22 protein-coding genes are annotated in these 21915 nt (G+C 73.2%); 14 read left to right on the top strand and 8 right to left on the bottom strand.

The window, feature by feature from the left end; all coding sequences use genetic code 11:
• Window positions 1-15: 15 nt before the first annotated feature.
• Window positions 16-1614 carry a phosphoglycerate dehydrogenase gene (serA, locus tag AC3EN4_RS03585; protein WP_422738703.1) on the top strand — a complete coding sequence of 533 codons (1599 nt, stop codon included), beginning with the start codon at window positions 16-18 and terminating at the stop codon, window positions 1612-1614.
• A 115-nt stretch (window positions 1615-1729) separates the two neighbouring features.
• Here the strand turns inward: serA and AC3EN4_RS03580 are convergent, their stop codons facing one another.
• The gene (locus tag AC3EN4_RS03580; RefSeq protein ID WP_355052173.1) at window positions 1730-2086 is read right to left on the bottom strand and encodes a hypothetical protein; all 357 of its coding nucleotides are present in this window, start codon (window positions 2084-2086) and stop codon (window positions 1730-1732) included.
• 375 nt (window positions 2087-2461) lie between these two features.
• Between AC3EN4_RS03580 and AC3EN4_RS03575 the strand changes: the two genes are divergently transcribed.
• On the top strand, window positions 2462-3448 hold the full coding sequence (locus AC3EN4_RS03575) for a serine hydrolase (RefSeq protein ID WP_435204490.1): 987 nt from the start codon (window positions 2462-2464) through the stop codon (window positions 3446-3448).
• 21 nt (window positions 3449-3469) lie between these two features.
• Here AC3EN4_RS03575 and AC3EN4_RS03570 read toward each other — a convergent pair whose 3' ends face one another.
• Window positions 3470-4312: an FAD:protein FMN transferase gene (locus tag AC3EN4_RS03570; protein WP_435204489.1), complete on the bottom strand. Its 843-nt coding sequence runs from the start codon at window positions 4310-4312 to the stop codon at window positions 3470-3472.
• A gap of 225 nt (window positions 4313-4537) precedes the next feature.
• Between AC3EN4_RS03570 and AC3EN4_RS03565 the strand changes: the two genes are divergently transcribed.
• Both AC3EN4_RS03565 and AC3EN4_RS03560 read left to right on the top strand, forming a co-directional pair.
• Window positions 4538-5569, top strand: a complete 1032-nt coding sequence (locus AC3EN4_RS03565; protein WP_435204488.1) for a 3-isopropylmalate dehydrogenase — start codon at window positions 4538-4540, stop codon at window positions 5567-5569.
• A gap of 162 nt (window positions 5570-5731) precedes the next feature.
• The gene (locus AC3EN4_RS03560) at window positions 5732-6829 is read left to right on the top strand and encodes a branched-chain amino acid aminotransferase (RefSeq protein WP_422738707.1); all 1098 of its coding nucleotides are present in this window, start codon (window positions 5732-5734) and stop codon (window positions 6827-6829) included.
• Window positions 6830-6865: 36 nt separating this feature from the next.
• Here AC3EN4_RS03560 and AC3EN4_RS03555 read toward each other — a convergent pair whose 3' ends face one another.
• The 3 genes from AC3EN4_RS03555 to ahpD all read right to left on the bottom strand — a co-directional run bounded on the left by AC3EN4_RS03555 (window position 6866) and on the right by ahpD (window position 8842).
• Window positions 6866-7621 (bottom strand): tyrosine-protein phosphatase, encoded by a 756-nt coding sequence (locus tag AC3EN4_RS03555; protein WP_435204487.1) that lies wholly within the window; start codon window positions 7619-7621, stop codon window positions 6866-6868.
• 56 nt (window positions 7622-7677) lie between these two features.
• Window positions 7678-8136, bottom strand: a complete 459-nt coding sequence (locus AC3EN4_RS03550) for a PRC-barrel domain containing protein (RefSeq protein WP_435204486.1) — start codon at window positions 8134-8136, stop codon at window positions 7678-7680.
• Between the two features lie 175 nt (window positions 8137-8311).
• Window positions 8312-8842 (bottom strand): alkylhydroperoxidase, AhpD family, encoded by a 531-nt coding sequence (gene ahpD, locus AC3EN4_RS03545; protein WP_435204485.1) that lies wholly within the window; start codon window positions 8840-8842, stop codon window positions 8312-8314.
• Between the two features lie 211 nt (window positions 8843-9053).
• Between ahpD and cimA the strand changes: the two genes are divergently transcribed.
• Window positions 9054-10637, top strand: coding sequence for a citramalate synthase (gene cimA / locus AC3EN4_RS03540; protein WP_435204484.1), 1584 nt, complete (start codon window positions 9054-9056; stop codon window positions 10635-10637).
• A gap of 125 nt (window positions 10638-10762) precedes the next feature.
• On the opposite strand, the gene AC3EN4_RS03535 is transcribed toward cimA, so the two are convergent.
• Window positions 10763-11764: an endonuclease/exonuclease/phosphatase family protein gene (locus AC3EN4_RS03535; protein ID WP_435204483.1), complete on the bottom strand. Its 1002-nt coding sequence runs from the start codon at window positions 11762-11764 to the stop codon at window positions 10763-10765.
• A 296-nt stretch (window positions 11765-12060) separates the two neighbouring features.
• Between AC3EN4_RS03535 and AC3EN4_RS03530 the strand changes: the two genes are divergently transcribed.
• The 9 genes from AC3EN4_RS03530 to AC3EN4_RS03490 all read left to right on the top strand — a co-directional run bounded on the left by AC3EN4_RS03530 (window position 12061) and on the right by AC3EN4_RS03490 (window position 19392).
• Window positions 12061-12570: a hypothetical protein gene (locus tag AC3EN4_RS03530; protein ID WP_435204481.1), complete on the top strand. Its 510-nt coding sequence runs from the start codon at window positions 12061-12063 to the stop codon at window positions 12568-12570.
• Window positions 12571-12833: 263 nt separating this feature from the next.
• Window positions 12834-13883: an AAA family ATPase gene (locus AC3EN4_RS03525; protein ID WP_435204480.1), complete on the top strand. Its 1050-nt coding sequence runs from the start codon at window positions 12834-12836 to the stop codon at window positions 13881-13883.
• Window positions 13880-14905 carry a DUF58 domain-containing protein gene (locus AC3EN4_RS03520; protein WP_435204479.1) on the top strand — a complete coding sequence of 342 codons (1026 nt, stop codon included), beginning with the start codon at window positions 13880-13882 and terminating at the stop codon, window positions 14903-14905. Before AC3EN4_RS03525 ends, AC3EN4_RS03520 begins: the two co-directional genes overlap by 4 nt.
• Window positions 14902-15861: a VWA domain-containing protein gene (locus tag AC3EN4_RS03515; protein ID WP_435204478.1), complete on the top strand. Its 960-nt coding sequence runs from the start codon at window positions 14902-14904 to the stop codon at window positions 15859-15861. Before AC3EN4_RS03520 ends, AC3EN4_RS03515 begins: the two co-directional genes overlap by 4 nt.
• A gap of 34 nt (window positions 15862-15895) precedes the next feature.
• Window positions 15896-16756 (top strand): S1C family serine protease, encoded by an 861-nt coding sequence (locus tag AC3EN4_RS03510; RefSeq protein WP_435204477.1) that lies wholly within the window; start codon window positions 15896-15898, stop codon window positions 16754-16756.
• A 99-nt stretch (window positions 16757-16855) separates the two neighbouring features.
• The gene (locus AC3EN4_RS03505; protein ID WP_422738718.1) at window positions 16856-17152 is read left to right on the top strand and encodes a hypothetical protein; all 297 of its coding nucleotides are present in this window, start codon (window positions 16856-16858) and stop codon (window positions 17150-17152) included.
• A gap of 34 nt (window positions 17153-17186) precedes the next feature.
• Window positions 17187-17612: an alternative ribosome rescue aminoacyl-tRNA hydrolase ArfB gene (gene arfB, locus AC3EN4_RS03500; RefSeq protein ID WP_344353450.1), complete on the top strand. Its 426-nt coding sequence runs from the start codon at window positions 17187-17189 to the stop codon at window positions 17610-17612.
• 113 nt (window positions 17613-17725) lie between these two features.
• Complete coding sequence (locus AC3EN4_RS03495; protein WP_435204476.1) at window positions 17726-18724, top strand: aldo/keto reductase; 999 nt, start codon at window positions 17726-17728, stop codon at window positions 18722-18724.
• A 74-nt stretch (window positions 18725-18798) separates the two neighbouring features.
• The gene (locus AC3EN4_RS03490) at window positions 18799-19392 is read left to right on the top strand and encodes a TetR/AcrR family transcriptional regulator (RefSeq protein WP_435204475.1); all 594 of its coding nucleotides are present in this window, start codon (window positions 18799-18801) and stop codon (window positions 19390-19392) included.
• An 11-nt stretch (window positions 19393-19403) separates the two neighbouring features.
• On the opposite strand, the gene AC3EN4_RS03485 is transcribed toward AC3EN4_RS03490, so the two are convergent.
• Complete coding sequence (locus tag AC3EN4_RS03485) at window positions 19404-20267, bottom strand: 3-methyladenine DNA glycosylase (protein WP_435204474.1); 864 nt, start codon at window positions 20265-20267, stop codon at window positions 19404-19406.
• 34 nt (window positions 20268-20301) lie between these two features.
• Window positions 20302-21768: a hypothetical protein gene (locus AC3EN4_RS03480; RefSeq protein WP_435204473.1), complete on the bottom strand. Its 1467-nt coding sequence runs from the start codon at window positions 21766-21768 to the stop codon at window positions 20302-20304.
• Between the last annotated feature and the right edge of the window lie 147 nt (window positions 21769-21915).

The raw sequence follows: 21915 nt of genomic DNA, 5'->3' as shown, positions 1-21915 counted from the left end.
CCTCTACGAGGACCGATGAATCCTGTCGTACTGATCGCCGAAGAACTCGCCCCCGCCGCCATCGAGGTGCTCGCCCACGACTTCGACGTCCGTCACGTCGACGGCACCGACCGTCCGGCCCTGCTCTCGGCGCTCTCCGAGGCCGACGCCGTCATCGTGCGAAGCGCGACCCAGATCGACGCCGAGGCGATCGCCGCCGCTCCGCGACTCAAGGTGGTCGCCCGCGCGGGTGTCGGGCTCGACAACGTCGAGGTGCCGGCAGCCACGGCGCGGGGTGTGATGGTCGTCAACGCGCCCACCTCGAACATCGTCTCCGCCGCCGAGCAGGCCGTCGCACTGCTGCTCGCCGTCGCCCGCAACACCGCCAGCGCCAGCGCGGCGCTCAAGGCGGGCGAGTGGAAGCGGTCCAAGTACACGGGCGTCGAGGTGCAGGGCAAGACCGTCGGCGTGGTCGGGCTCGGCCGCATCGGGGTGCTCTTCGCGCAGCGGATCGCCGCGTTCGGCACCCGGCTGATCGCGTACGACCCGTACATCCAGCCGGCTCGTGCGGCGCAGCTCGGCGTACGTCTGGTCGGGCTGGAGGAGCTGCTGCGCGAGAGCGACTTCATCTCGATCCACCTGCCGAAGACCCCGGAGACGGTCGGCCTGATCGGCGAGAAGGAGCTGGCGCTCGTCAAGCCCGGCGTCCGCATCGTGAACGCCGCCCGCGGTGGCCTGGTCGACGAGCAGGCGCTCGCCGACGCCATCGCCGAGGGCCGGGTGGCCGGCGCCGGCGTCGACGTGTACTCCAAGGAGCCCTGCACCTCCTCGCCGCTGTTCGCCTTCGACAACGTGGTGGCCACCCCGCACCTGGGCGCCTCGACGCACGAGGCGCAGGACAAGGCCGGGCTGGCGGTCGCCAAGAGCGTGAAGCTGGCGCTGCAGGGCGAGTTCGTGCCGGACGCGGTCAACGTCCAGGCCGGCGGCGTGGTCGCCGAGGACGTCCGCCCGCTGCTGCCGCTGGCCGAGAAGCTGGGCCGGGCCTTCACCGCCCTCGCCGGCGGGGTCGCGGCCAGCGTCACCGTCGAGGTACGCGGCGAGGTCGTCGGCCACGACGTGTCGGTGCTCAAGCTGGCCGCGACGAAGGGCCTGTTCAGCTCGGTGGTCGAGGAGCAGGTCACCTACGTCAACGCCCCGCACCTGGCCGCCGAGCGCGGCGTCGAGGTCACTCTGGACAGTCAGGTCGAGACGGCCGACCAGCCCCTGCTGGTCACGGTGCGCGGCGCACTGCCGGACGGCCGGGCGGTCAGCGTCTCCGGGACGGTCACCCACTCGGGCGGCCGGGACGTTCCGCGACTGACCGAGGTGGACGGTTTCGACGTGGAGATCGGCGCCGAGGGCATCCTGCTGTTCCTGCGGTACGCCGACCGCCCGGGCGTCGTCGGCACGGTCGGTACGCTGCTCGGCGAGTCGGGTATCAACATCGCCGCGATGCAGGTGGCCCGGCGCGAGGCGGGCGGCGAGACGCTGATGACCCTCACCGTCGACCAGGCGCTCGGCGCCGACCTGTTGACCTCGGCGGCCGACTCGATCGGCGCGACCGCGGCCAGCGCGGCGGATCTGCGCGACGAGTAGTCGGCGGCCGCCGCCCGACCGGCGGTGGCGGCACGGACGGCAGCACCACGGGGGGCCCGGCGACAGCGCCGGGCCCCTTCGTCGTACGCCGGGAGGTGTTCCGCCCCGGGAACGGTCAGTTCGGCAGCCGGGCCGGGGGCGGGTAGACCGAGCCGTCCTGGGGGTCGAAGAGCATCAACCCGTGCTCGCCGGCCAGCCGCTCGATGTCCAGCAGCACCTGGTCCGGGCAGGTCGGGTGCAGGTTCAGCTCGACGTGATCGTGCGCGGCGTGCAGCGGCGCGACCGCCCAGGGGCTGTCCGGGCCGGGGTGACGGTCCGGATAGGACGCGGTGATCGCCCGGTAGAAGCCGACGACGCGCGGGTCCGGGTATCGGTCCACGTGCCGCCCCTGCCGGCAACCCTCGACCGCTGCCCGCACGTCCTCGGGCGTCGCCCCGTCCTCCAGGGCCCACACACTCAGATCGAAACTCACGGCGGACAGCGTGCCATCCGTCGTTCACCATGTCGAAACTGCCTCGCCGCAGGCCAATCGTGGAGCCACTGCGGTGGCGTCCGAAGGAGTCCGCTGTGGAGACTCTTGCGTCGAGTTGCGTCGATTCGCTAGCGTACGACTGCGGTTACTGGCCGCCAGGCCGTGGCGCCGGCCCGTCTTCGGGTGGCGCGGCCGACGTCCGGCCCGACCGGTCCGCACCCCTCGATTGTGCGAGCCACGCGCACTCGTCGCTGATCGGCCCCCACAGCCGTTGCCGAGGCGGTGGGGGCCGATCGCAATCCTGGTGGCGACGGACGCTCGACGCAGCTCTCACCTGTGACTCCACGGCCGGTCGGGCGGCTATGATCGGCCGCCGTGACAGGCACTCGGCGCGGCGACGGCGACACCCGGCAGGGCGGTCGACGGGTGCGGCCGCGCCTGCTCCTCGCGGCTCTGACGGCGGTGCTGGTGACGGCCGGCTGTTCGACCGGTCCGACGACGCCCGAGGGCTCTGCGGTGTCCACCGGTGCCACCGAACCGCGATCGACGAGCGGGCTGGGCCCGGCCGGCGGCCGGCAAGCCGGCACGGTCAGCGCCGACGAGGCGCAACGCCGACGCTTCGCGGCGACCGCCGCCCTGCTCAAGGGCAAACCGGGAGTCCTCGGGATCCTGGTACGGGACCGGCGCACCGGCGAACTCTGGCGGGCGGGGACCACCGACCACCCGATCTGGACGGCCTCGACCATCAAGCTCGCGATGGCCGTCGGGCTGCTGGAGCGGTCCCGTGCAGGCGAGATCACGCTCGACGCCACCGCGCGTCGACAGATCGCCGACATGTTGAACTTCTCCTCCGACGACGCGGCCACCGCCCTGTGGAATCGCTACGGCCGTGACCAGCAGCTCAACCGCTTCCGGCAGCGCTACGGGATGACCGGGCTGACCACCGTGGCCGGATACTCGCGCTTCTGGGGGCACCTCAAGTGCACGGCGGACGACCTGCAACGGTTGATGTCGTACGTGCTGGACGACCTCGACCCGGCCGACCGTGCCTACCTGGTCCGCGCGATGCGGTCGGTCGGCTCGATCCAACGCTGGGGTGTCTGGGCGGCGGGGGCGGACCAGCGACCCGGCACCAAGGACGGCTGGTCGATCGAGCCGGATCCGGGAGGCGAGCACTGGGTCACCAACACGGTGGGCTTCGCCGGCGACGACCAGCGTTACGTCGTCGCGGTGATGTACCAGCTGCCACCCGGCAAGGGCATCGACGTCGGGGTGCACACGGTCAGCGATCTGGTCGCCACCGTCTTCGGGGCGCGGACCCCGGCGCGGGTCACCGTGCCGGACCCCAGCACGGGTCGCTAGCGTCCGGAGTTGTCGCGGCGGTCAGCGTCGGTGGGCGAAGAGCGCCCGGTACTCCGAGCCACCCCGGAACCAGGCCAGCCCGGTGGGGCCGGCGGCGTACAGCGCGGTGGCGTACGCGTCGGCGACGGTCAGGTCCGGGCCGACGACGGTCGCGGCGACGAGGTGGTTGGCCGGCTCACCGGTGTGCGGGTCGACCACGTGCCCCTGCCGCCCGGACACGCCGGACGTGCCGACCGCGCCGGAGGTCATCTCCAGCACCAGCGGCGCACGGTCCGGCGCCGTCGGGTGGTGGATCGCCACCCGCCACGGTCCGCCGTGCGGCGCGCGGCCCCGGACCACCAGGTCGGCGCCGGTGAGGACGGCGTAGTCGTGCACGCCCGCGGCGCGCAGCCGGGCGGCGGCGCGCTCGACGGCCCAGCCGCCCAGCAGCCCGCCCGGGTCGAAGCCGCCGGGCACCGCCCAGGCGTCGAACCAGCCGTCGGTGGCGGCGCGCATCGCCGCGCAGCGGTCCACCAGGTCGGCCAGCGGGGGGTACGACTCGGGGCTGACCTCGTCCCGACGCAACCGGGAGACCAGGCTCTCCGGGCGGTTCGGTCCGTACGTCAGGTCGACGGCGCGCAGTTCGGCGACGGCGTCCCGCAGTGCTTCGCCGACGCCCCGACGACCGAGCCGCTCGGACGCGTTGAGCAGCAGCGTGTACTCCGCCGTGGCGGTGCGTACGGTGTGCTGCACGGCGATGCGACCCTGGGCGGCGCCGGCGGGGTCGAACCGACGACGGCGGCTGCCGAGGCGGAGGTCCGGCCTGCGGTGCCGGAACGTCGACAGATCCGGCCAGCGGGTCCGTGGCTGCTCGTCGATGCGCATGGCGTCTGCCCCCCTCGCCGTTGACGTCGCGTCGTCACGACCACTGCTCGCGGGCCCCCTGACCCGCTGCCCCCTACCGTAGGCAGCGCACATGATCGCTACATGAGTCCCAGCTGAGAGGGTGCTGTGCATTCGCCCGTCCCGAATGGTGGAAGCATCGTACCGGGGGGCGGGACGGCGACGTACCGTTGCCGGACAGGGCAGTCGAGCGTGGGGAGAGCGGGCGTGGCGCGGATCGCGGTGGTGGCCGGGGACGGCATCGGGCCCGAGGTGGTCGCGCAGGCCCGCAAGGTCCTCGACGCGGTGCTCCCCGGTGTGCAGGCCACCGAGTACGACCTCGGCGCTGCCCGCTGGCACCGTACCGGAGAGGTCCTGCCCGACTCGGTGCTGACCGAGCTGGCCGGGCACGATGCGATCCTGCTCGGCGCGGTGGGTGACCCCACGGTGCCGCCAGGGGTTCTGGAGCGTGGCCTGCTGCTCAAGCTCCGGTTCGCCTTCGACCAGTACGTCAACCTGCGCCCCTCGCGGCTCTGGCCCGGCGTCGCCGGTCCGCTGGGCAACGTGAAGCCCGGTGAGGTCGACCTGGTGGTGGTCCGCGAGGGCACCGAGGGGCTGTACGCCGGCGCGGGCGGGACGCTGCACCGTGACACGCCCGCCGAGGTTGCCACGGAGGAGAGCCTGAACACCCGGCACGGCGTGGAGCGGGTGATCCGCGACGCGTTCGCGCGGGCCGGTCGTCGGGAGCGGCGCAAGGTCACGCTGGTGCACAAGACCAACGTGCTGACCCACGCCGGGTCGCTGTGGTCAAGTGCCTTCGCGGCGGTCGCCGCCGAGCACCCGGACGTCACCACGGAGTACCAGCACGTCGACGCTGCCGCGATGTTCCTGGTGACCCAGCCGCAGCGCTACGACGTGGTGGTCACCGACAACCTGTTCGGCGACATCCTCACCGACATCGCCGCCGCCGTCACCGGCGGCATCGGGCTGGCCGCGAGCGGCTGCATCAACCCCGAGGGCGCGTACCCCTCGATGTTCGAGCCGGTGCACGGCTCGGCGCCGGACATCGCCGGGCAGGGCGTCGCCGACCCGGTGGCCGCGGTGCTCTCGGTGGCGCTGCTGCTGGAGCAGCTCGGGCACGTCGAGGAGGCGGCCCGGGTCAACGCGGCGGTCGCCGCCGAGCTGGCCGGCCGTACCCCGGGTACGACGCTGCGCACGGCCGAGGTGGGCGACCGGCTCGCCGCCCACGCCGTAGCCTGACCGTCCCGGCCGGTTCACGGCCGGGGCGGATTCCGCCTGTCCGGGCAGTCCACCCGGTCCCGAGCGGCGCTACCTTCTGAACGACCGTTCGGGGTAAGTTTCTGGCACAGCCATGTCGGCGTGCGGTCCCGCACGCCGTTGTCCCGCAGGGAGGTCAGCGCGATGAGCGGTGGTGACAAGCTCGACTTCGAGATCCGTCCGAATCCCGCGCCGGTATCCGCCGCCGACCGGGCCGCCCTGCTGGCCAACCCGGGGTTCGGCCGAGTCTTCACCGACCACATGGTCACCATCCGCTACGCGGAGGGCAAGGGCTGGTACGACGCCCGGGTGGAGGCGCGGGGGCCGATCCCGATGGACCCGGCCAGCGCGGTGCTGCACTACGCGCAGGAGATCTTCGAAGGGCTCAAGGCGTACCGGACGGCCGACGGTGGCGTGACGATGTTCCGGCCGGACGCCAACGCCGCCCGCTTCGTCGAGTCGGCGCAGCGGATGGCGATGCCGGCGTTGCCGCCCGAGGTGTTCGTCGACTCGCTGCACAAGCTCATCGAGATCGACCGGGACTGGATCCCGACCGGCGAGGACGGCAGCCTCTACCTGCGGCCGTTCATGTTCGCCAGCGAGGTCTTCCTCGGCGTCCGCCCGGCCAACGAATACCTCTACCTGGTGATCGCCTCGCCGGCCGGCGCGTACTTCACCGGTGGCGTCAAGCCGGTCACGATCTGGGTCTCCCCGGACTACACCCGGGCGGCGCCCGGCGGCACCGGCGCGGCCAAGTGCGGTGGCAACTACGCGGCGTCGCTGGCGGCCCAGGCCGAGGCCATCGACGCCGGCTGTGACCAGGTGGTCTTCCTCGACGCGGTGGAGCGCCGCTACGTCGAAGAACTGGGCGGCATGAACGTCTTCTTCGTCTACGACGACGACACGGTGGTCACCCCGCCGTTGAACGGCACGATCCTGCCCGGCATCACCCGGGACGCGGTCATGACGCTGGCCGACAAGGCCGGGCACCGGGTGCAGGAGCGGCCGGTCTCGTTCGCCGACTGGCAGGCCGACGCGGCCAGCGGCCGGCTCCGCGAGGTCTTCGCCTGCGGCACCGCCGCGGTGATCACCCCGATCGGCGGGGTGCGCTTCCCCGACGGCGAGTTCCTGATCGGTGGCGGCGAGCCCGGCCGGGTCACCATGTCACTGCGCCAGCAGTTGGTCGACATCCAGCGCGGGAAGGCCGCCGACCCGCACGGTTGGGTCCGGCAGGTCCTCTGACGTCGCTCGGCTGACCGGCCCGTCCCGACGGGCCGGTCAGCCGACCTGACCGTCGTCGAGCAGGTGGTCGCGCAGGGCCGCGAGCTGTTCGTCGGTCACCCCGGCATGCCGCAGGTACGCCTCGACCGAGCCGTGCCCCGCGCGCAGCTCGTCCAGGAAGATCTGCATGGCCTCGGCGGGCGACGCCAGGAACGGCGCCGGCACCTCTGCGGCGTCCGGCATGGTGGCGGCCAGCCAGGCGCTGAACCGGGCCGACGCCTCGGTGCTCAAGGCGTAGTCGGCGGTGATGTCGGCGTCGTCGACGCCCAGCACGGCGAGGGTCAGGGCGCACACGATGCCGGTACGGTCCTTGCCGGCCACGCAGTGCACGACGGCCGGGGCGTTCGCCGAGTCGGCGATCAGCCCGATCGCCTCGCCCAGGCCGACGGTCCCGGTCTGGGCCAGGTCGGCGTAGCGGTCGGCGAGGTAGCGGGCCAGGTCGGTGCCCTCCTCGTGCGGCGTCAGCGACCAGTCCGCGTGCTCCGGGTGGATGTGCCGGTAGGTCAGCCCCGGATACGCCGGCACCCGGCCGTCGCGCTCCACCTCGGTGGGGCGGCGCAGGTCGATGACGGTGCGGATGCCGATCGCCGCGAACGCCGCCCGGTCCTGCTCGTCGAGCCGGTGCAGGGAGTCGGAGCGGTAGAGGCGACCACGGCGTACGGTGCGGCCGTCGTGGCCGAGGTAGCCGCCGACGTCCCGGAAGTTGAAGGTCGCGGGCAGCGTGATGTGACGTTCGTCGTCGATGGCGTCCACGTGCCCACGGTAACGGCCGGCGGGCTCGTGTCCCACCGGCCGTCGGGTCGGATCGGTCAGCGCGCGGTGCCCGGGGGGATGGCGCCGTACGTCTCGTCGTAGTAACCGCCGAGCTGGTCCCGGTACGCCGGGTCGCTGTGGCTGGTCTCGTCGTACTCCGGGGCGGCCTTGATCTGGTCGCGGGTGCGGTCGACGGAGACGGTGCGTTGGTCGTGGTCGACCTGGTTGACCGTGCCGGCGGGCAGCATCACCTTCTTGCCGAAGATCCACGGCCCGGTGTCCACGACCAGGTAGCTGCCGCCGACCTCGTGGCTGGCGCTGTCGATCTTGCCGACACCGCCGTCGGTGGCCTCCACCTTGTAGCCGACCAGGTCGGCGTCGGCCACGCCCGCGGTGTCCCGGTAGCGCCACGGGTCGAACGTGCCGGCCGGCGCTCCGCTGGGCACCGCGCCCTGGTCGCCGCCGCGCAGCGGGTCCGGCCCGGCGTGGGCGGCGTGCGGGTCGATCCTGTCCATGCCGTTCACTCCTGACTGTCGCCGATCGTCTCGGCTTCGGTGTCGGTGTCTCGTGACGGGCTACCCGGCGGCGAGCCCTCGGAAACGGCGACCGCCCGGGAGGCGGCGGCAGGTCGGGGTGGGGGTCGATCGCGTCGAGCACCGTGCTCACGGCCCCGGGCCGGGGGACGGACCCTCAGGCCAGGGCCGCCTCGGCGTCCAGCGTGACCGCCGCCGCGTGCACGACGGCCGCGATCCGCAACGCCTCGTGCACCTGCTCGCGCCCGAAGCCACGGCGGCGCAACGCCTTCTCCTGCGTCTGGAGGCAGATCTCGCAGCCGTGGATCGCCGAGACGCCGAGGCACCACAACTTGAAGTCGCCCTTGTCCACGCCCGGTCGCGCGATGATCTGCATGCGGAGGCGGGCCGGCATCGAGGCGTACTCCTCGTCGCCCACCAGGTGGGTGGCCCGGTAGTAGATGTTGGTCATCGCCATGACGGCCGCCGCGCCCTTGGCCGCCGCGACGCCGTCCGGCCCGAGATGCTCCAGGGCCTCGGCGGCGATCTCGCGCAGCACCAGTGGGTTGCGGGCGGCGACCGCGCAGGCCAGGGCCGTACCCCAGGTCTGTGCCGGGGTCAGTGTCGACGCGCCGATGGTGGAGTCGAGGTTGTGGGCGATGTCCGTGGCGTAACCGGGCAGGGCCGCCCGGACGGTGTCCAGTCCCACGGGTCAGGCTCCTTACGTTCGCCGGCCAGGGCCGGGATGTCCCACCATATGGATTGTCTCTCCCAAAAGCGGGAGTGGGTGGCAGAGTGGCGATCGTGACCAGCACCGCCCTGATTATTGCGACCTAGCGCGCCGGCTCTCCCCTCCGCCGAGCGCGCAGACCTCCCGCATCCCGCGGGGGGTCTTTTTGTTGCTCCGAGAAAGGATCCTGATGACGTTCCAGGTCTACGACACCACGTTGCGAGACGGCGCCCAGCGCGAGGGGCTCACCTACTCGGTGGTCGACAAGCTGGCGGTGGCCCGGCTGCTCGACGAGTTCGGTGTCGGGTTCATCGAGGGCGGTTGGCCGGGTGCCGTGCCCAAGGACACCGAGTTCTTCCGTCGCGCCCGTACCGAGCTGACCCTGCGCCACGCTGTGCTGGTGGCGTTCGGCGCCACCCGCAAGGCCGGTGTCGCGGTCGCCGACGACCCCCAGGTGCGCGGCCTGCTGGACGCGCAGACCCCGGCGGTGGCCCTGGTCGCCAAGGCCGACATCCGTCATGTGGAGCGCGCGTTGCGCACCACCGGCGCGGAGAACCTGGCGATGATCCACGACACCGTCACCCACCTGGTCGCCGAGGGACGCCGGGTGTTCGTCGACGGCGAGCACTTCTTCGACGGCTACCGCCACGACCCCGCGTACGGCGCCGCCGTGGTGCAGACCGCGCTCGCCGCGGGCGCCGAGCGGATGGTCCTCTGCGACACCAACGGCGGCATGCTGCCGTCCCAGGTGACCGCCGCGATCAACGACCTGACCGACCGGCTCGGCGTCGACGCCGCGCTGTTCGGCATGCACGCCCAGAACGACACCTCCTGCGCGGTCGCCAACACGATCGCCGCCGTCGAGGCGGGTGTCCGCCACGTGCAGGGCACCGCCAACGGGTACGGCGAACGCCCCGGCAACGCCGACATCTTCGCGGTCGTCGCCAACCTCCAACTCAAGCTCGGCATGCCCGTCCTACCGGAGGGCTGCCTGGCGCAGATGGTGCGGGTCTCGCACGCCATCGCCGAGATCGCCAACATCGCCCCCGACACCCACCAGGCGTACGCCGGGGCCGCCGCCTTCGCCCACAAGGCCGGGCTGCACGCGAGCGCGATCAAGGTCGACCCGTTGCTCTACAACCACGTGGACCCGTCGGTGGTGGGCAACGACATGCGGATCCTGGTGACCGAGATGGCCGGCCGGGCCAGTGTCGAACTCAAGAGCCGGGAACTCGGCCTGGACCTGGCCGGCCGTCCGGAGGCGCTGACCCGGGTCACCAAGCGGGTCAAGGAGCTGGAGGCCGGCGGTTGGTCCTTCGAGGCCGCCGACGCGTCGTTCGAGCTGCTCGTGCGCTCCGAACTCCCCGAGGGCGGCCCGGCGCGGCCGTTCACCCTGGAGTCGTACCGGGTGCTGGTGGAGCATCGTGAGGACGGCGCGGTCGTCTCCGAGGCCACCGTGAAGATCCGGGTACGCGGCGAGCGGGTCATCGCCACGGCCGAGGGCAACGGCCCGGTCAACGCGCTGGACGAGGCGCTGCGGGTGGGGCTGGCCCGGCACTATCCGCAGTTGCGCGACTTCGAGCTGGCCGACTACAAGGTGCGCATCCTGGAGGGCAGCCACGGCACCGGCGCGGTGACCCGGGTCCTGCTGGAGACCGCGAACGGCGCCGGCCGGGACTTCACGACGGTGGGCGTGCACCCCAACGTGGTCGAGGCGAGCTGGCACGCCCTGGTAGACGCCCTGACCTACGGCCTGGCCCCCACCCCGGTCTAACCCCCACCCCCACCCCCACCCCGCGCCGATCTTGCACTTTCTGTGGCGGCATAGGCGACGAAAGCCGCAAACCGTCGACACAAAGTGCAAGATCGACGGGGTTAGGGGCGGGGTTAAGGGCGGGGTTAGGGGGTGGGGAGACGGAGGGTGGTTAGGACGGGGCGGTGGTCGCTCTTGGGGAGGGGGAGTACCTGCACCTTGTCGACGGCTATGCGGCGGTCTGCCAGCACGTGGTCGATGGTGACCGGGGGGATGAGGTCGCCGTCGTACGGGCCCCAGGTGCCGGTCAGCCCCTTTCCGGTGGCGTCGGCGGCGTCGACGTAGCCGGTGCGCAGCAGCGCCCTCAGTGGACCGTGGTCGAGGGTGGCGTTGAAGTCCCCGGCGAGGATCCGCAGCTCACCGTCGGGCGTGGCGGGTGGTTGGGCGGTCAGGTCGGTACGCCACGCGTCGACCTGGTCCAGCGCGGACGGCGCCGAGGGGTGGGCCGACTCGACGCGGACCGGTGGCCCGCCGGGAACCGTGACCGTGCCGTACGCCTGGGTGAATCCCCAGCCGCCCTGGCCCCGGTTGTGCCGGATGCCGACGTCGCTGATCGGCCAGCGCGAGTAGAGCCCGGAGCCGGGCGTGCCGTCCTGCGCGTTGAGCTGCCGGTGGGGGAGCAGCCGGTCGAGGCCGAGCCGGTCCAGCGCGGCCTGCGCGTCGGGCGTGAATTCCTGCACGGTGAGCACGTCGACCCGGTGCCGCCGGACGAGTTCCACGAGCGCCGACGCGTCGGCGGACCCGGCGAGCAGGTTCGCGGTGAGCAGCCGGATCGTCGGGCCGGTCGCCGTCGGCTGCGGCGCGGCCAGCGCCCGGGGCGCGACCACGCCGAGCAGCGCCACCGTGGCCAGGGCCGCGACCGCCGCCGGCCACCAGCGCCGCAGGGCGACGCTGAGCCCGAGGGTGACCACGCTTCCGGCAGCGACGTACGGGGTGAAAGCGAGCGCCTGCACGAGTGGCCCCCGGTCCAGCCCGGCCAGGCGGACGACCGCCCAGGCCGCCGTGGGCCCGACGACCACCCAGCAGAGGGCGGTCCGGAGCGTCGCCCGGCGGCGGGTCGGCGCGGGCGGGTCGTCGGTGACGATCATGCCGCTCAGCCTAACCGGCGTCCCGCCCGAACAATTTCGTGAATGGCTTTCCGTTCATCTTTCACAATTATCTGACGGCTGGGCGACAGGCCGATAATGCGAGATCAACTATTGACCTGCGGCTTAGCGCGGTGCTACGTTCCATCTGGTTGAAACGACGCAACTCTGAGTAGTAATCCCAGCTCAGAGCCGGTTAAATTCACCGAGAAAATCAACCGTATCTTCCATTGTCGGCAGTTATCCGTCCCGCCCCGCGGGTCGGCCGAATTCGCACGGTCACACAAGGGGGACCTGTCATGAGTACATCCTTCCGACGCAAGGCGGCAGCGATCGGGTTCGCGGTCGCGGCACTCACCCTGGCGGGTGGGGGCATCGCCGTCGCCCAGCCGTCGGCGAAGGCGCCGCAGGCGGCCGTCCAGCCGGCGTCCCGCGCCACGAACACCCAGCCACCGGTGACGGCGGAGTCGGCCCGCAAGGCCAAGGCCGCGCTGAAGGCCGGCGACGCCAGCACGCTGGCGACGGCCACCTACTTCACCGTCGTCAACGCCAACGGCACCAAGGTCCGCGGCACCGGCACGGTCATCAAGTACGGCGCCGGCCAGTACGAGGTCCAGTTCGGCGTGAACGTCTCGACCGGCGCCTACCTGGCGACCATCTCGAGCGCCAACGCCTGCTGCGTCCCGCCCGCCGGCGAGGCCACGGTCGCCCCGCGGCTGAGCACCCCGAACGCGGTCTTCGTGCAGACGTACAACTCGGCCGGCGTGCCGACCGACCTGGGCTTCACGCTGCTCACGCACACCTTCTGAGCGAGGTGACGAGGACCGGCCCCCGCGCACCCGCGCGGGGGCCGGATCGCGTTCGCGCCCTGGACGCTGTCGACGTCTGTGCCGTCCGGGACGGTGTCGACGTCTGTGCCCTCCCGGCCAGCCCGGGGTGATTCGGCCCCGCGCGACCGGCTCGCGTGGCTCGTCACTCTTTCGCGCGGCCCGTGCCCGTTGCGGGCGCTCCGGCCCGGTCCGGCCCGCACAATCCGACGTTTGTCGGGGGTCCCGCCCGGGAAGCAAGCACCGTGACGGACATCTCGGACACCCTGGCCAGCATGCCCACCCCGGTCGATCCCGAGCCGACCGGCGCTGAGCTGGAACAGACCCTCTTCGAGGTCAAACGCGTGATCGTCGGGCAGGATCGGCTCGTCGAGCGTCTGCTCACCGCACTGCTCGCCAACGGGCACTGCCTGCTGGAGGGCGTGCCCGGCGTGGCCAAGACCCTCGCCGCGCAGACCCTCGCCACCGTGGTCGGCGGTACCTTCTCCCGGATCCAGTTCACCCCGGACCTGGTCCCCTCCGACATCGTCGGCACCCGGATCTACCGGGCCTCGAAGGAGACCTTCGACATCGAGCTGGGTCCGATCATGGCGAACCTGGTGCTGGCCGACGAGATCAACCGGGCGCCCGCGAAGGTCCAGTCGGCGTTGCTGGAGGCGATGGCCGAACGGCAGGTCTCCATCGGCGGGCGCAGCTGGCCGGTACCGGCGCCGTTCCTGGTGCTGGCCACCCAGAACCCCATCGAGTCCGAGGGGGTCTACCAGCTCCCCGAGGCGCAGCGCGACCGGTTCCTCATGAAGGTGGTCGTCGACTACCCCAGCGACGCCGACGAGCTGGCGATCCTCTACCGGATGAGCAGCGACCGGCCCAGCCCGCGCCAGGTGCTCGACCCGGAGCGACTGCAACACCTCCAGGGGCTCGCCGAGCGGATCTTCGTGCACCACGCCCTGGCCGAGTACGTGGTACGGCTGATCCTCGCCACCCGCGACCCGGCCCGGTTCGGCCTGGCCGACATCGCCCCGCTGCTCGCGTACGGCGCCAGCCCTCGGGCCACGCTGGGCCTGGTCGCCGCCGCCCGGGCGCAGGCGCTGCTGCGCGGGCGGGAGTACGTGCTGCCCGAGGACGTCCGGGAGTTGGCGGTGGACGTCCTGTCCCACCGGCTGGTGCTCTCCTTCGACGCCGTGGCCGATGGGGTCTCGGCCGAGAGCATCATCCGGCGGCTGGTGGAGGCGGTGCCACCGCCCCGGGTGGCCACCGGGCACCCCCAGCAGACCGCCGACCTGGCGGCGGCATGAGGCGCGCCGGCCGTCCGTCGGTGGACACCCCGCCCCACCCCGGCCTGGCCGAGCTGACCCCCGATGCGCGGCTGCGCCGGCTCGAACTGACCGTCACCCGGCGACTCGACGGTCTGCTGCACGGTCAGTACCGTGGCCTGCTGCCCGGGGCGGGAAGCGAACCCGCCGGCAGCCGGGAGTACCGGCCGGGGGAGGACGAGGTCCGCCGGATGGACTGGGCGGTGACCGCCCGGACCGCCGTGCCGCACGTCCGCCAGGTCGACGCCGACCGGGAACTGACCACCTGGCTGCTCGTCGACTCCAGCGCCAGCATGGAGTTCGGCACCGCCGAGCTGGACAAACGGGAGTTGGCGGTGACCGCGGTGGCGGCCGTCGGCTTCCTGACCGCCGGCGTCGGCAACCGGTTGGGCGCGCAGGTGCTGAGCGCCGACGGGATGCGCCGTTTCCCGGCCCGCTGCGGGCGTACCCATCTGCTCGGTCTGCTGCGGGCGTTGCTGGCGGCCCCGCGAGCCACCGTGCCCACCCACCGGCCGGGGCCTCGGTCGGCGACGCCGGCTCCGGAGCTGGCCGACGGGCTGGACGCGCTGCACCGGGTGGCCCGCCAGCGTGGACTCGTCGTGGTGGTCTCCGACTTCCTCGACGGACTGCCGGACGATCCCGACGAGCCGCCGCCCTGGGAGCGGACCCTGCGCCGGCTGTCCGCGCGCCACCAGGTGCTGGCGATCGAGGTGACCGACCCGCGCGAGCTGGAACTGCCCGACGTCGGCCTGATCACGCTCGTCGACCCGGAGACCGGCCGCCGCCGCGAGGTGTGCACATCGGACCGCCGCCTGCGAGAGCGCTACGCCGCGGCTGCCGCCGCCCAGCGGGACCAGGTCCGAGCGGCGTTGCGCCGGAGCGCGGCGACCCACCTGGCGCTGCGGACCGACCGGGACGTCAGCGCGGACATCGTCCGGCACGTGCACGCCCAGCGCCGGATGGCCGCCGCGCCGGCCGGGGCCGCCCGGGGAGGTGTCGCGTGAGCTGGGAGTCCCCGCTGCGGCTCTGGCTGCTGGTGGGCGTGCTCGCGCTTGTCGTCGCGTACCTGGTGATGCAGCGTGGACGCGCCCGCTACGCCGTCCGTTTCACCAACCTGCGGCTGCTCGACCGGGTGGCGCCCGAACGACCGGCCTGGCGGCGGCACGTACCGGCCGGGCTCTTCCTGGCCATGCTGGCACTGCTGGTGGTCGGCTTCGCCCGGCCCACCGCCGAGGTACGGGTACCCCGCGAGCGCGCCACCGTGATGGTGGCCGTCGACGTGTCCACCTCGATGCTCGCCACCGACGTCGAGCCGGACCGGCTGGCGGCGGCGAAGCAGGCCGCCCGGCGGTTCGTCGACGGCCTGCCCGACGAGTTCAACGTGGGGCTCGTCGCGTTCGCCGGCAGCGCCGCCGTGCTGGTGCCGCCGGGCACCGACCGGGACGCCCTGGACGAGGGCATCGGTCGGCTGGCCGAGGGGGTGACCGGGGTCCAGGGCACCGCCATCGGTGAGGCCATCAACACCTCGCTCGGTGCGGTGAAGAGCCTGGACAGCGCGGCCGCGAAGGAACCACCGCCGGCCCGGATCATCCTGCTCTCGGACGGGGCCAACACGTCGGGAATGGACCCGATGGAGGCGGCGGCGGAGGCCGTCGAGGCCAAGGTGCCGGTGCACGCGATCTCCTTCGGCACCCCGTCCGGGTTCGTGGACCGGGGCGGACGGCCGATCCAGGTACCGGTCGACGGGCAGACGCTCCGGGCCGTCGCCGACGAGACCGGCGGGATGTTCCACGAGGCCAGCACCGTCGACGAACTGCGCGCGGTCTACGACGACATCGGCAGTTCGGTCGGCTACCGCACCGAACGCCAGGACGTCTCGGCGCGGTTCATCGGCCTCGGACTGGTGTTCGCGATGGGGGCCGCCGCCGGATCGATGCGCTGGTTCTCCCGGCTGCCCTGACCCGCAGCGTCGACGTCGACCGTGAGGAGTACGCATGGCAGTGCAGACCGGACTGGGCGAACCGCGCGGTCCCTGGTTCATCTCGCCGGATCTCGACCCGGACGGGCGAGGGTGGTGGGACGCGCCCGGGTCGGGACGTGACCCGGGCGGGCGGCGGCCCGGTCGGTTGCTCGCCGCGCTGGCGATCGTGGCGGTCTCCGCCGTCTCGGGCGCGCTGGCCGGGGGTGTGGTGGCCAGCCGGGACGGCGCCGGCGGGCCCGCCGCCGCGTCCGCCGCACCGGTGCCGGCGGAACTGGTCACCGCCGCCGAACGGACCGTGCCCGGTGTGGTGTCGGTGCTCGCCGGCGGCGCGAACGGCGGGTCCGCGACGGGCTCGGGTTTCGCCATTGACGACCAGCAGCACCTGGTCACCAACGACCACATCCTGGCCAAGGGCGGTGGCGGGCCGGTGACGGTGGAGCTGCCCGACGGCCGCCGGTACGAGGCCGAGGTGGTCGGCCGGGAGGCGCGCAGTGACCTGGCGGTGCTGAAGGTGCCACCGTCGGCCGGGCTGGCGCCGTTGCCGCTGGCCAAGCCGGGCGCCACCCGGGTCGGTGAGCCGGTGCTCGCGGTGGGTTCACCGTTGGGCCTGTCCGGGACGGTCACCGCGGGCATCGTCAGCGCGCTGGACCGGCAGGTGCGGTTGGGTAACAACCGGCATCGGGCGGTGCAGACCGACGCGTCCATCAATCCCGGTAACTCGGGCGGGCCGTTGGTCAACGCCCGGGGCGAGGTGGTCGGGGTGAACACCGCCATCGCCACCATCGACGGCAACGGCTCGATCGGAATCGGCTTCGCCATCCCCATCGACCAGGTCCAGCAGACCGCCGACACGATCATCGGCAAGGGCGGCTGAGCAGCACGAATGGCCCCACCGGCCGCCGCCAGTGTCGGATATCCGGCCGGACGTCATCGGACCATGGAAATATGACGCTCGGTCTGGATACTGGCTGAGGTGGAGCGTCCTCTTCTTCCGGTCCTCCTGCTGGTGGGCCTGGTCATCGGATGGGCGGTGGGGTCGGCGTACGCCCGCGCACGGCGCGGGTGGACCGATTACCGGACCGCGAAGAACTCGGTGCCCGGCGCTCGCCGTGGCGCGTGGTTGCTGATCCGCGGGGTGGCCGTGAAGGCCGCGGTGGTGGGGTTGCTGCTGTTCGGCGCGGTGGCGTACGCCGCGGTGGGTTCGGACGACGAGACCGCCGGCCCGGCGCCCACCTCGTCCACGACGCGGGGTGAGCCGTCGCACCGGTGACCCGGTGCGACCGCCGGCGGGCTAGCCTCGGGACGTGGACGACGGACTGCGGGTGACCGACCGGTGGGTCGTCCCCGCCGGCGAGCTGCGGGAGCGCTTCTCCCGTTCGTCGGGCCCCGGTGGGCAGGGCGTGAACACCGCCGACTCCCGGGTCGAGCTGAGCTACGACCTGGCGAACTCACCGGCCGTGCCCGAGTCGCTGCGGGCGCGGGCGTTGGCGCGTCTGGCCAACCGCCTGGTGGACGGCGTGTTGACGATCGCGGCCAGCGAGCACCGGGCGCAACTCGCCAACCGGGAGGCGGCCCGCGAGCGGATGGTCGCGCTGCTGCGCGAGGCGGCCGCCCCGCCGCCGCCCCCGCGCCGGGCGACCAGGCCGTCACGGGGCGCGAAGGAACGCCGGTTGGCTGAGAAGAAGCGCCAGTCGCAGCGCAAGCGCGACCGCCGCGTCGACGGCGAGTAGCCGGAACCGAGCTTCACCTCGACGGCATCCGCGCGCTATTGAGTGACAGAATCTGGAATCTGTCAGCCGATCGGTGTACTGTCTCTCGGGTACCCCACGTGAGAGGAAGACCCATGGACACCCGCACCCTCGGCAGCACCGGCCCCACCGTCTCCGCCCTCGGGCTCGGCCTGATGGGCATGTCCGACCTGTACGGCCCCGCCGACGAGGCCGAGAGCATCGCCACCATCCACGCCGCCCTGGACGCCGGCATCACCCTGCTCGACACCGGCGACTTCTACGGCATGGGTCACAACGAGATGCTGCTGCGCGACGCCCTGCGCGGCCGCAACCGGGACAACGCGGTGATCAGCGTCAAGTTCGGCGCCCTGCGCGACGTCGACGGCAACTGGATCGGCCACGACCTGCGACCCGCCGCGATCAAGAACTTCCTGGCCTACACGCTGCGCCGACTCGGCACCGACCACGTCGACATCTACCGCCCGGCCCGGCTCGCGCCGGACGTGCCGGTCGAGGACGTGATGGGCACCCTGGCCGACCTGGTCAAGGCGGGCCACATCCGGCACATCGGGCTGTCCGAGGTGAGCGCCGAGACGCTGCGGCGGGCGCACGCCGTGCACCCCGTCGCCGACCTCCAGATCGAGTACTCGTTGATCTCCCGCGACCCCGAGACCGCGATCCTGCCCACCGCCCGTGAGCTGGGCGTTGGCATCACCGCGTACGGGGTGCTGTCCCGGGGCCTGATCAGCGGTCACTGGACGCCGCAGCGGCAGACCACCGCCCGCGACTTCCGCACCGACCTGCCCCGGTTCACCGGCGCGAACCTGGACCGCAACCTCGCCCTGGTGGACGCCCTGCGCGCCGTCGCCGAGGCGCGGGGCGTGACCGTGGCACAGATCGCCATCGCCTGGGTGCTGTCCCGGGGCGAGACCATCGTGCCGCTGATCGGCGCGCGCCGCCGGGAGCGGCTGACCGAGGCGCTCGGCGCCGCGACGGTCACCCTGACCGAGGCCGACCTGGCCGCGATCGAGGCCGCCGTACCGTCCGACGCGGTGGCCGGCAGCCGCTACGGCGAGGCGCAGATGGCGATGCTGGACAGCGAGCGGGCATGAACGTCCCGTCGTGGCGCGACCGCTCGCCCGGGGGTCGCGCCACGACCGGCGGCGGCGTCAGGGAGGCTGGGACGATGAGCGACGCCACCGCCCTGACCGCCGATCGCATCCTCGACACCGCCGAGGAGGTGCTGCGCCGGTACGGCCCGGCGAAGGCCACCGTGCTCGACGTGGCCCGCGCGCTGAGCGTCAGCCACGGCAGCGTCTACCGGCACTTCGCCAGCAAGGCCGCGCTGCGCGAGGCGGTCGCCGAACGCTGGCTGGCCCGGGTGTCGACCCCGCTGATCGACGTCGCCACCGGCTCCGGGCCGGCCGCTGAGCGGCTGCGCCGGTGGCTGGCCGAACTGAGTGGCACCAAGCGGCGGATGGCCCGCGAGGACCCGGAGCTGTTCGACAACTTTCACCAGCTCGCCACGCTCTCCGAGGGGGCGGTCGCCAACCACCTGGAGGTCCTCGCCGGTCAGCTCAGCCTGATCGTCGCCGACGGGGTGGCCACCGGCGAGTTCACCGTGCCCGACCCGGCGGTGGCCGGCCGCGCGCTGCTCCAGGCCACCGCCCGCTTCCACCACCCGTCGCACCGACCGGAGTGGGACGAGCCGGGCCTCGACGACGATCTCGACGCGGTCGTCGCGCTGCTCCTCGACGGCCTGCGGGCCCGCCCGCGCTGACACCCCGTCCGCTAGGGGATGGCGGCGAGCAGCCGGTCGCGGAGCACGGCCGCGCGGTCGGCGAAACCGCGCTGCGCCGTCGCGTACTCGGCCCGACCCTCCGGCGTCTCCACCCGCACCGGCGGGTGACCGAGCGCCGCCAGGTCGTACGGGCTGGCCCGCATGTCCAGCGTGCGGATCTCGCGGGCCAACTCGAAACAGTCCGCCACCAGCTCGGACGGGACCAGCGGCGACAGCTTGTACGCCCACTTGTAAAGATCCATGTTGGCGTGCAGGCAACCCGGCTGCTCGTTCGCGTGCTGCGTCTCGCGGGTCGGGTTGAGCAGGTTCAACGGCCGGGCCGGTGGGGTGAAGAACCGGTACGCGTCGAAGTGGCTGCACCGCACGCCGCGCTCCTCGACCACCGCGGCGGTCCGCTCCGGGTCCAGCCGCAGCGGCCAGGCGTTGTGGCGCAGCTCCTCGCGGGTCTGCCGGTACACCATCGCCCACTCGTGCATCCCGAAGCAGCCGAAGTGCGGCGCCCGGCCCGCGGTGGCCTCCAGCAGCGAACGGATCCACGCGATCGAATCGCCGCGTCTGACGCGTACCCCCTCGGTGTCGAGGGTGACCCCGACGGACGTGGCGCGGTAGTCCCGGCCGAACTCGGCCGGGTCGGCGTCGCGCAGCTCGACCCCCGCGCCGGGATGCCAGCGGCGTAGCTGGGCCGGCCGGTGCGAGTAGTAGGTGAAGAGGAAGTCCGCCACCGGATGCCGCTCACCCCGACGCCGCCGCGCCAGGTGCGGCGTCAGCCAGGCGTCCGCCCGCTCCTCGTGGGCCCGGCGACGGGCCTGCCAGGTCGCCGCGTCGAGCACGGCGGGGGCGAGGGCGGCGGTCACGGAACCCAGGGTACGACCGCCGCCCGCACACCGGTCAGGGCATCTGCACCCGGACGCCGGCGGAGAACACCCCGCTGCGCAGCTCGAGCTGCCGGGGCGGGTCCCGCCCGTCGACGGTGAAGACCAGCGGGAGCACCACCCGACTGCCCGCCGCCACCGGGTTGGCGAAGACGTCCCGGCCCAGGTTGGCCGCCCGGGTGGCCGACTCGTCCGTGCTCACCCACCGGTTGCCGGGCAGGTAGGCGCGTTGCAGCTGGCCGTGCCAGGGCTGCTGGGCCCCGGTGAGGTTGCGCACACCCACGGTGGCCTGACAGCTCCGCGCGCCCGGAGGGGGAGCGCTGGCTCCCGGGGCGGTGGCTGCGCTGCCCGCCGCGCCGCACGTCATCCGGTAGACGGTGAACTCGAACGCGGACTCCCGCAGCGGCACGCCCATCGGTCCGGAGACCCCGGTGCCCCGCCACGCGCCGCTGGTCGGCTGCTTCTGGGTGTCGATCGACGAGACCTGCCGGGTCGCCGTCCAGCCGGCCGTGCCGATCACCCCGGCCAGGACCACCACCGCGCCGCCGACCAGCAGCCAGACCGGCGGGGTACGCCGACGTCGGCGCGGGCTCGGCGTCGCCGGACGCGGGTAGATCGTGCCGCGTCCACCGTCCGCCGCCCCGCCGGCCAGGGCGGCGGCGGTGACCCGCGGTCCGCGTCGTCGACGACGCCACACCCAGGTCACGACGGTGCCGATCAGCAGCAGGATCCCCAACCCGGCCAGCAGCACCGGGTACCGCCGCCACGGCGGCGCCTCGGTGACCTCCGCGGCCGGTGCGGCGGCCGCCGCCTGCCAGGTGGCGGTGGCGCAGTCGTACGGTCGGCTGCCGTCACTGGTGAACGCGCAGGCCGGCGCGGTCAGCGGCTGGCCCGGCGCGGTCGCGGTCAGGGCCGTGCCCAGTGTCGTGCTGCTGTGCGCCGGCAGCCGCAACCGCCACGTCACCTCGGCCGACCCGCCGGAGCGATTGGACCGTCCGCCCGCGCTGATCGCGGTCGCCGACGACCCGGACGGCAGCTCCTGACGGACCGTGGTGTCGACCGGCGAGTTGCCCACGTTGCGGACGTGGATCCGGTACCGCGGCGCCGGGCTGCTCTCCGGCGCGACCGCCACCGTGACCGGCGGCGGGGGCGCCGGCACGACCGCCCGGGTGGGCGTCGCCACCGCCGGTGGCGCCGATGGCGGCGTGGGCTCCGCGCTGGTCGCCCGCGCGGCCACCGGCACCGCCGGTCCGACCGCCGTCGGCCCGGTCGTCGCCGGCGGCGCGGCTGTGGGCGGCGGCGCGGCTGGTCGTGGTGTGCCGGCCGCCGGTGGTGGCACGGTCGGCGGTGGCGTGACGGCCGCCGGTCGTGGCGCGGCCGCCGCCTCCGGGGCCGCCGCGGGCAGGGCCGGCACGGCGGCGAGGATGCCGAGGCAGTGTACGAACACTGCGAGGGCTCTGTGGTGTCGTGTCGATGCAGGCATACGAACGAACCTCCGGAGCCGACGCTAGGGCGGCCCGGCCTCCGTGCGGGTACGAAGTGCGGAATCCCGCCTCCGCCGTCCCGACCTGCGCTAGGGTGCCGCGCCGGTGACGGGTTGCGCACACCCGCCCGGCGTTGTGGCCGGTGG

The organism is Micromonospora sp. bgisy143, assembly GCF_057708145.1.
This window is presented reverse-complemented; position numbering and strand designations above follow the sequence as displayed.

Excerpts from the sequence above, each read along its gene's own strand:
- AC3EN4_RS03480 (WP_435204473.1), bottom strand. The coding sequence starts at position 21,768 with ATGCCTGCATCGACACGACACCACAGAGCCCTCGCAGTGTTCGTACAC.
- AC3EN4_RS03510 (WP_435204477.1), top strand. The coding sequence starts at position 15,896 with ATGGCAGTGCAGACCGGACTGGGCGAACCGCGCGGTCCCTGGTTCATC.
- AC3EN4_RS03530 (WP_435204481.1), top strand. The coding sequence starts at position 12,061 with ATGAGTACATCCTTCCGACGCAAGGCGGCAGCGATCGGGTTCGCGGTC.
- AC3EN4_RS03550 (WP_435204486.1), bottom strand. The coding sequence starts at position 8,136 with ATGGACAGGATCGACCCGCACGCCGCCCACGCCGGGCCGGACCCGCTG.
- AC3EN4_RS03520 (WP_435204479.1), top strand. The coding sequence starts at position 13,880 with ATGAGGCGCGCCGGCCGTCCGTCGGTGGACACCCCGCCCCACCCCGGC.
- AC3EN4_RS03490 (WP_435204475.1), top strand. The coding sequence starts at position 18,799 with ATGAGCGACGCCACCGCCCTGACCGCCGATCGCATCCTCGACACCGCC.
- AC3EN4_RS03560 (WP_422738707.1), top strand. The coding sequence starts at position 5,732 with ATGAGCGGTGGTGACAAGCTCGACTTCGAGATCCGTCCGAATCCCGCG.
- cimA (WP_435204484.1), top strand. The coding sequence starts at position 9,054 with ATGACGTTCCAGGTCTACGACACCACGTTGCGAGACGGCGCCCAGCGC.
- AC3EN4_RS03495 (WP_435204476.1), top strand. The coding sequence starts at position 17,726 with ATGGACACCCGCACCCTCGGCAGCACCGGCCCCACCGTCTCCGCCCTC.
- serA (WP_422738703.1), top strand. The coding sequence starts at position 16 with ATGAATCCTGTCGTACTGATCGCCGAAGAACTCGCCCCCGCCGCCATC.
- AC3EN4_RS03535 (WP_435204483.1), bottom strand. The coding sequence starts at position 11,764 with ATGATCGTCACCGACGACCCGCCCGCGCCGACCCGCCGCCGGGCGACG.
- AC3EN4_RS03570 (WP_435204489.1), bottom strand. The coding sequence starts at position 4,312 with ATGCGCATCGACGAGCAGCCACGGACCCGCTGGCCGGATCTGTCGACG.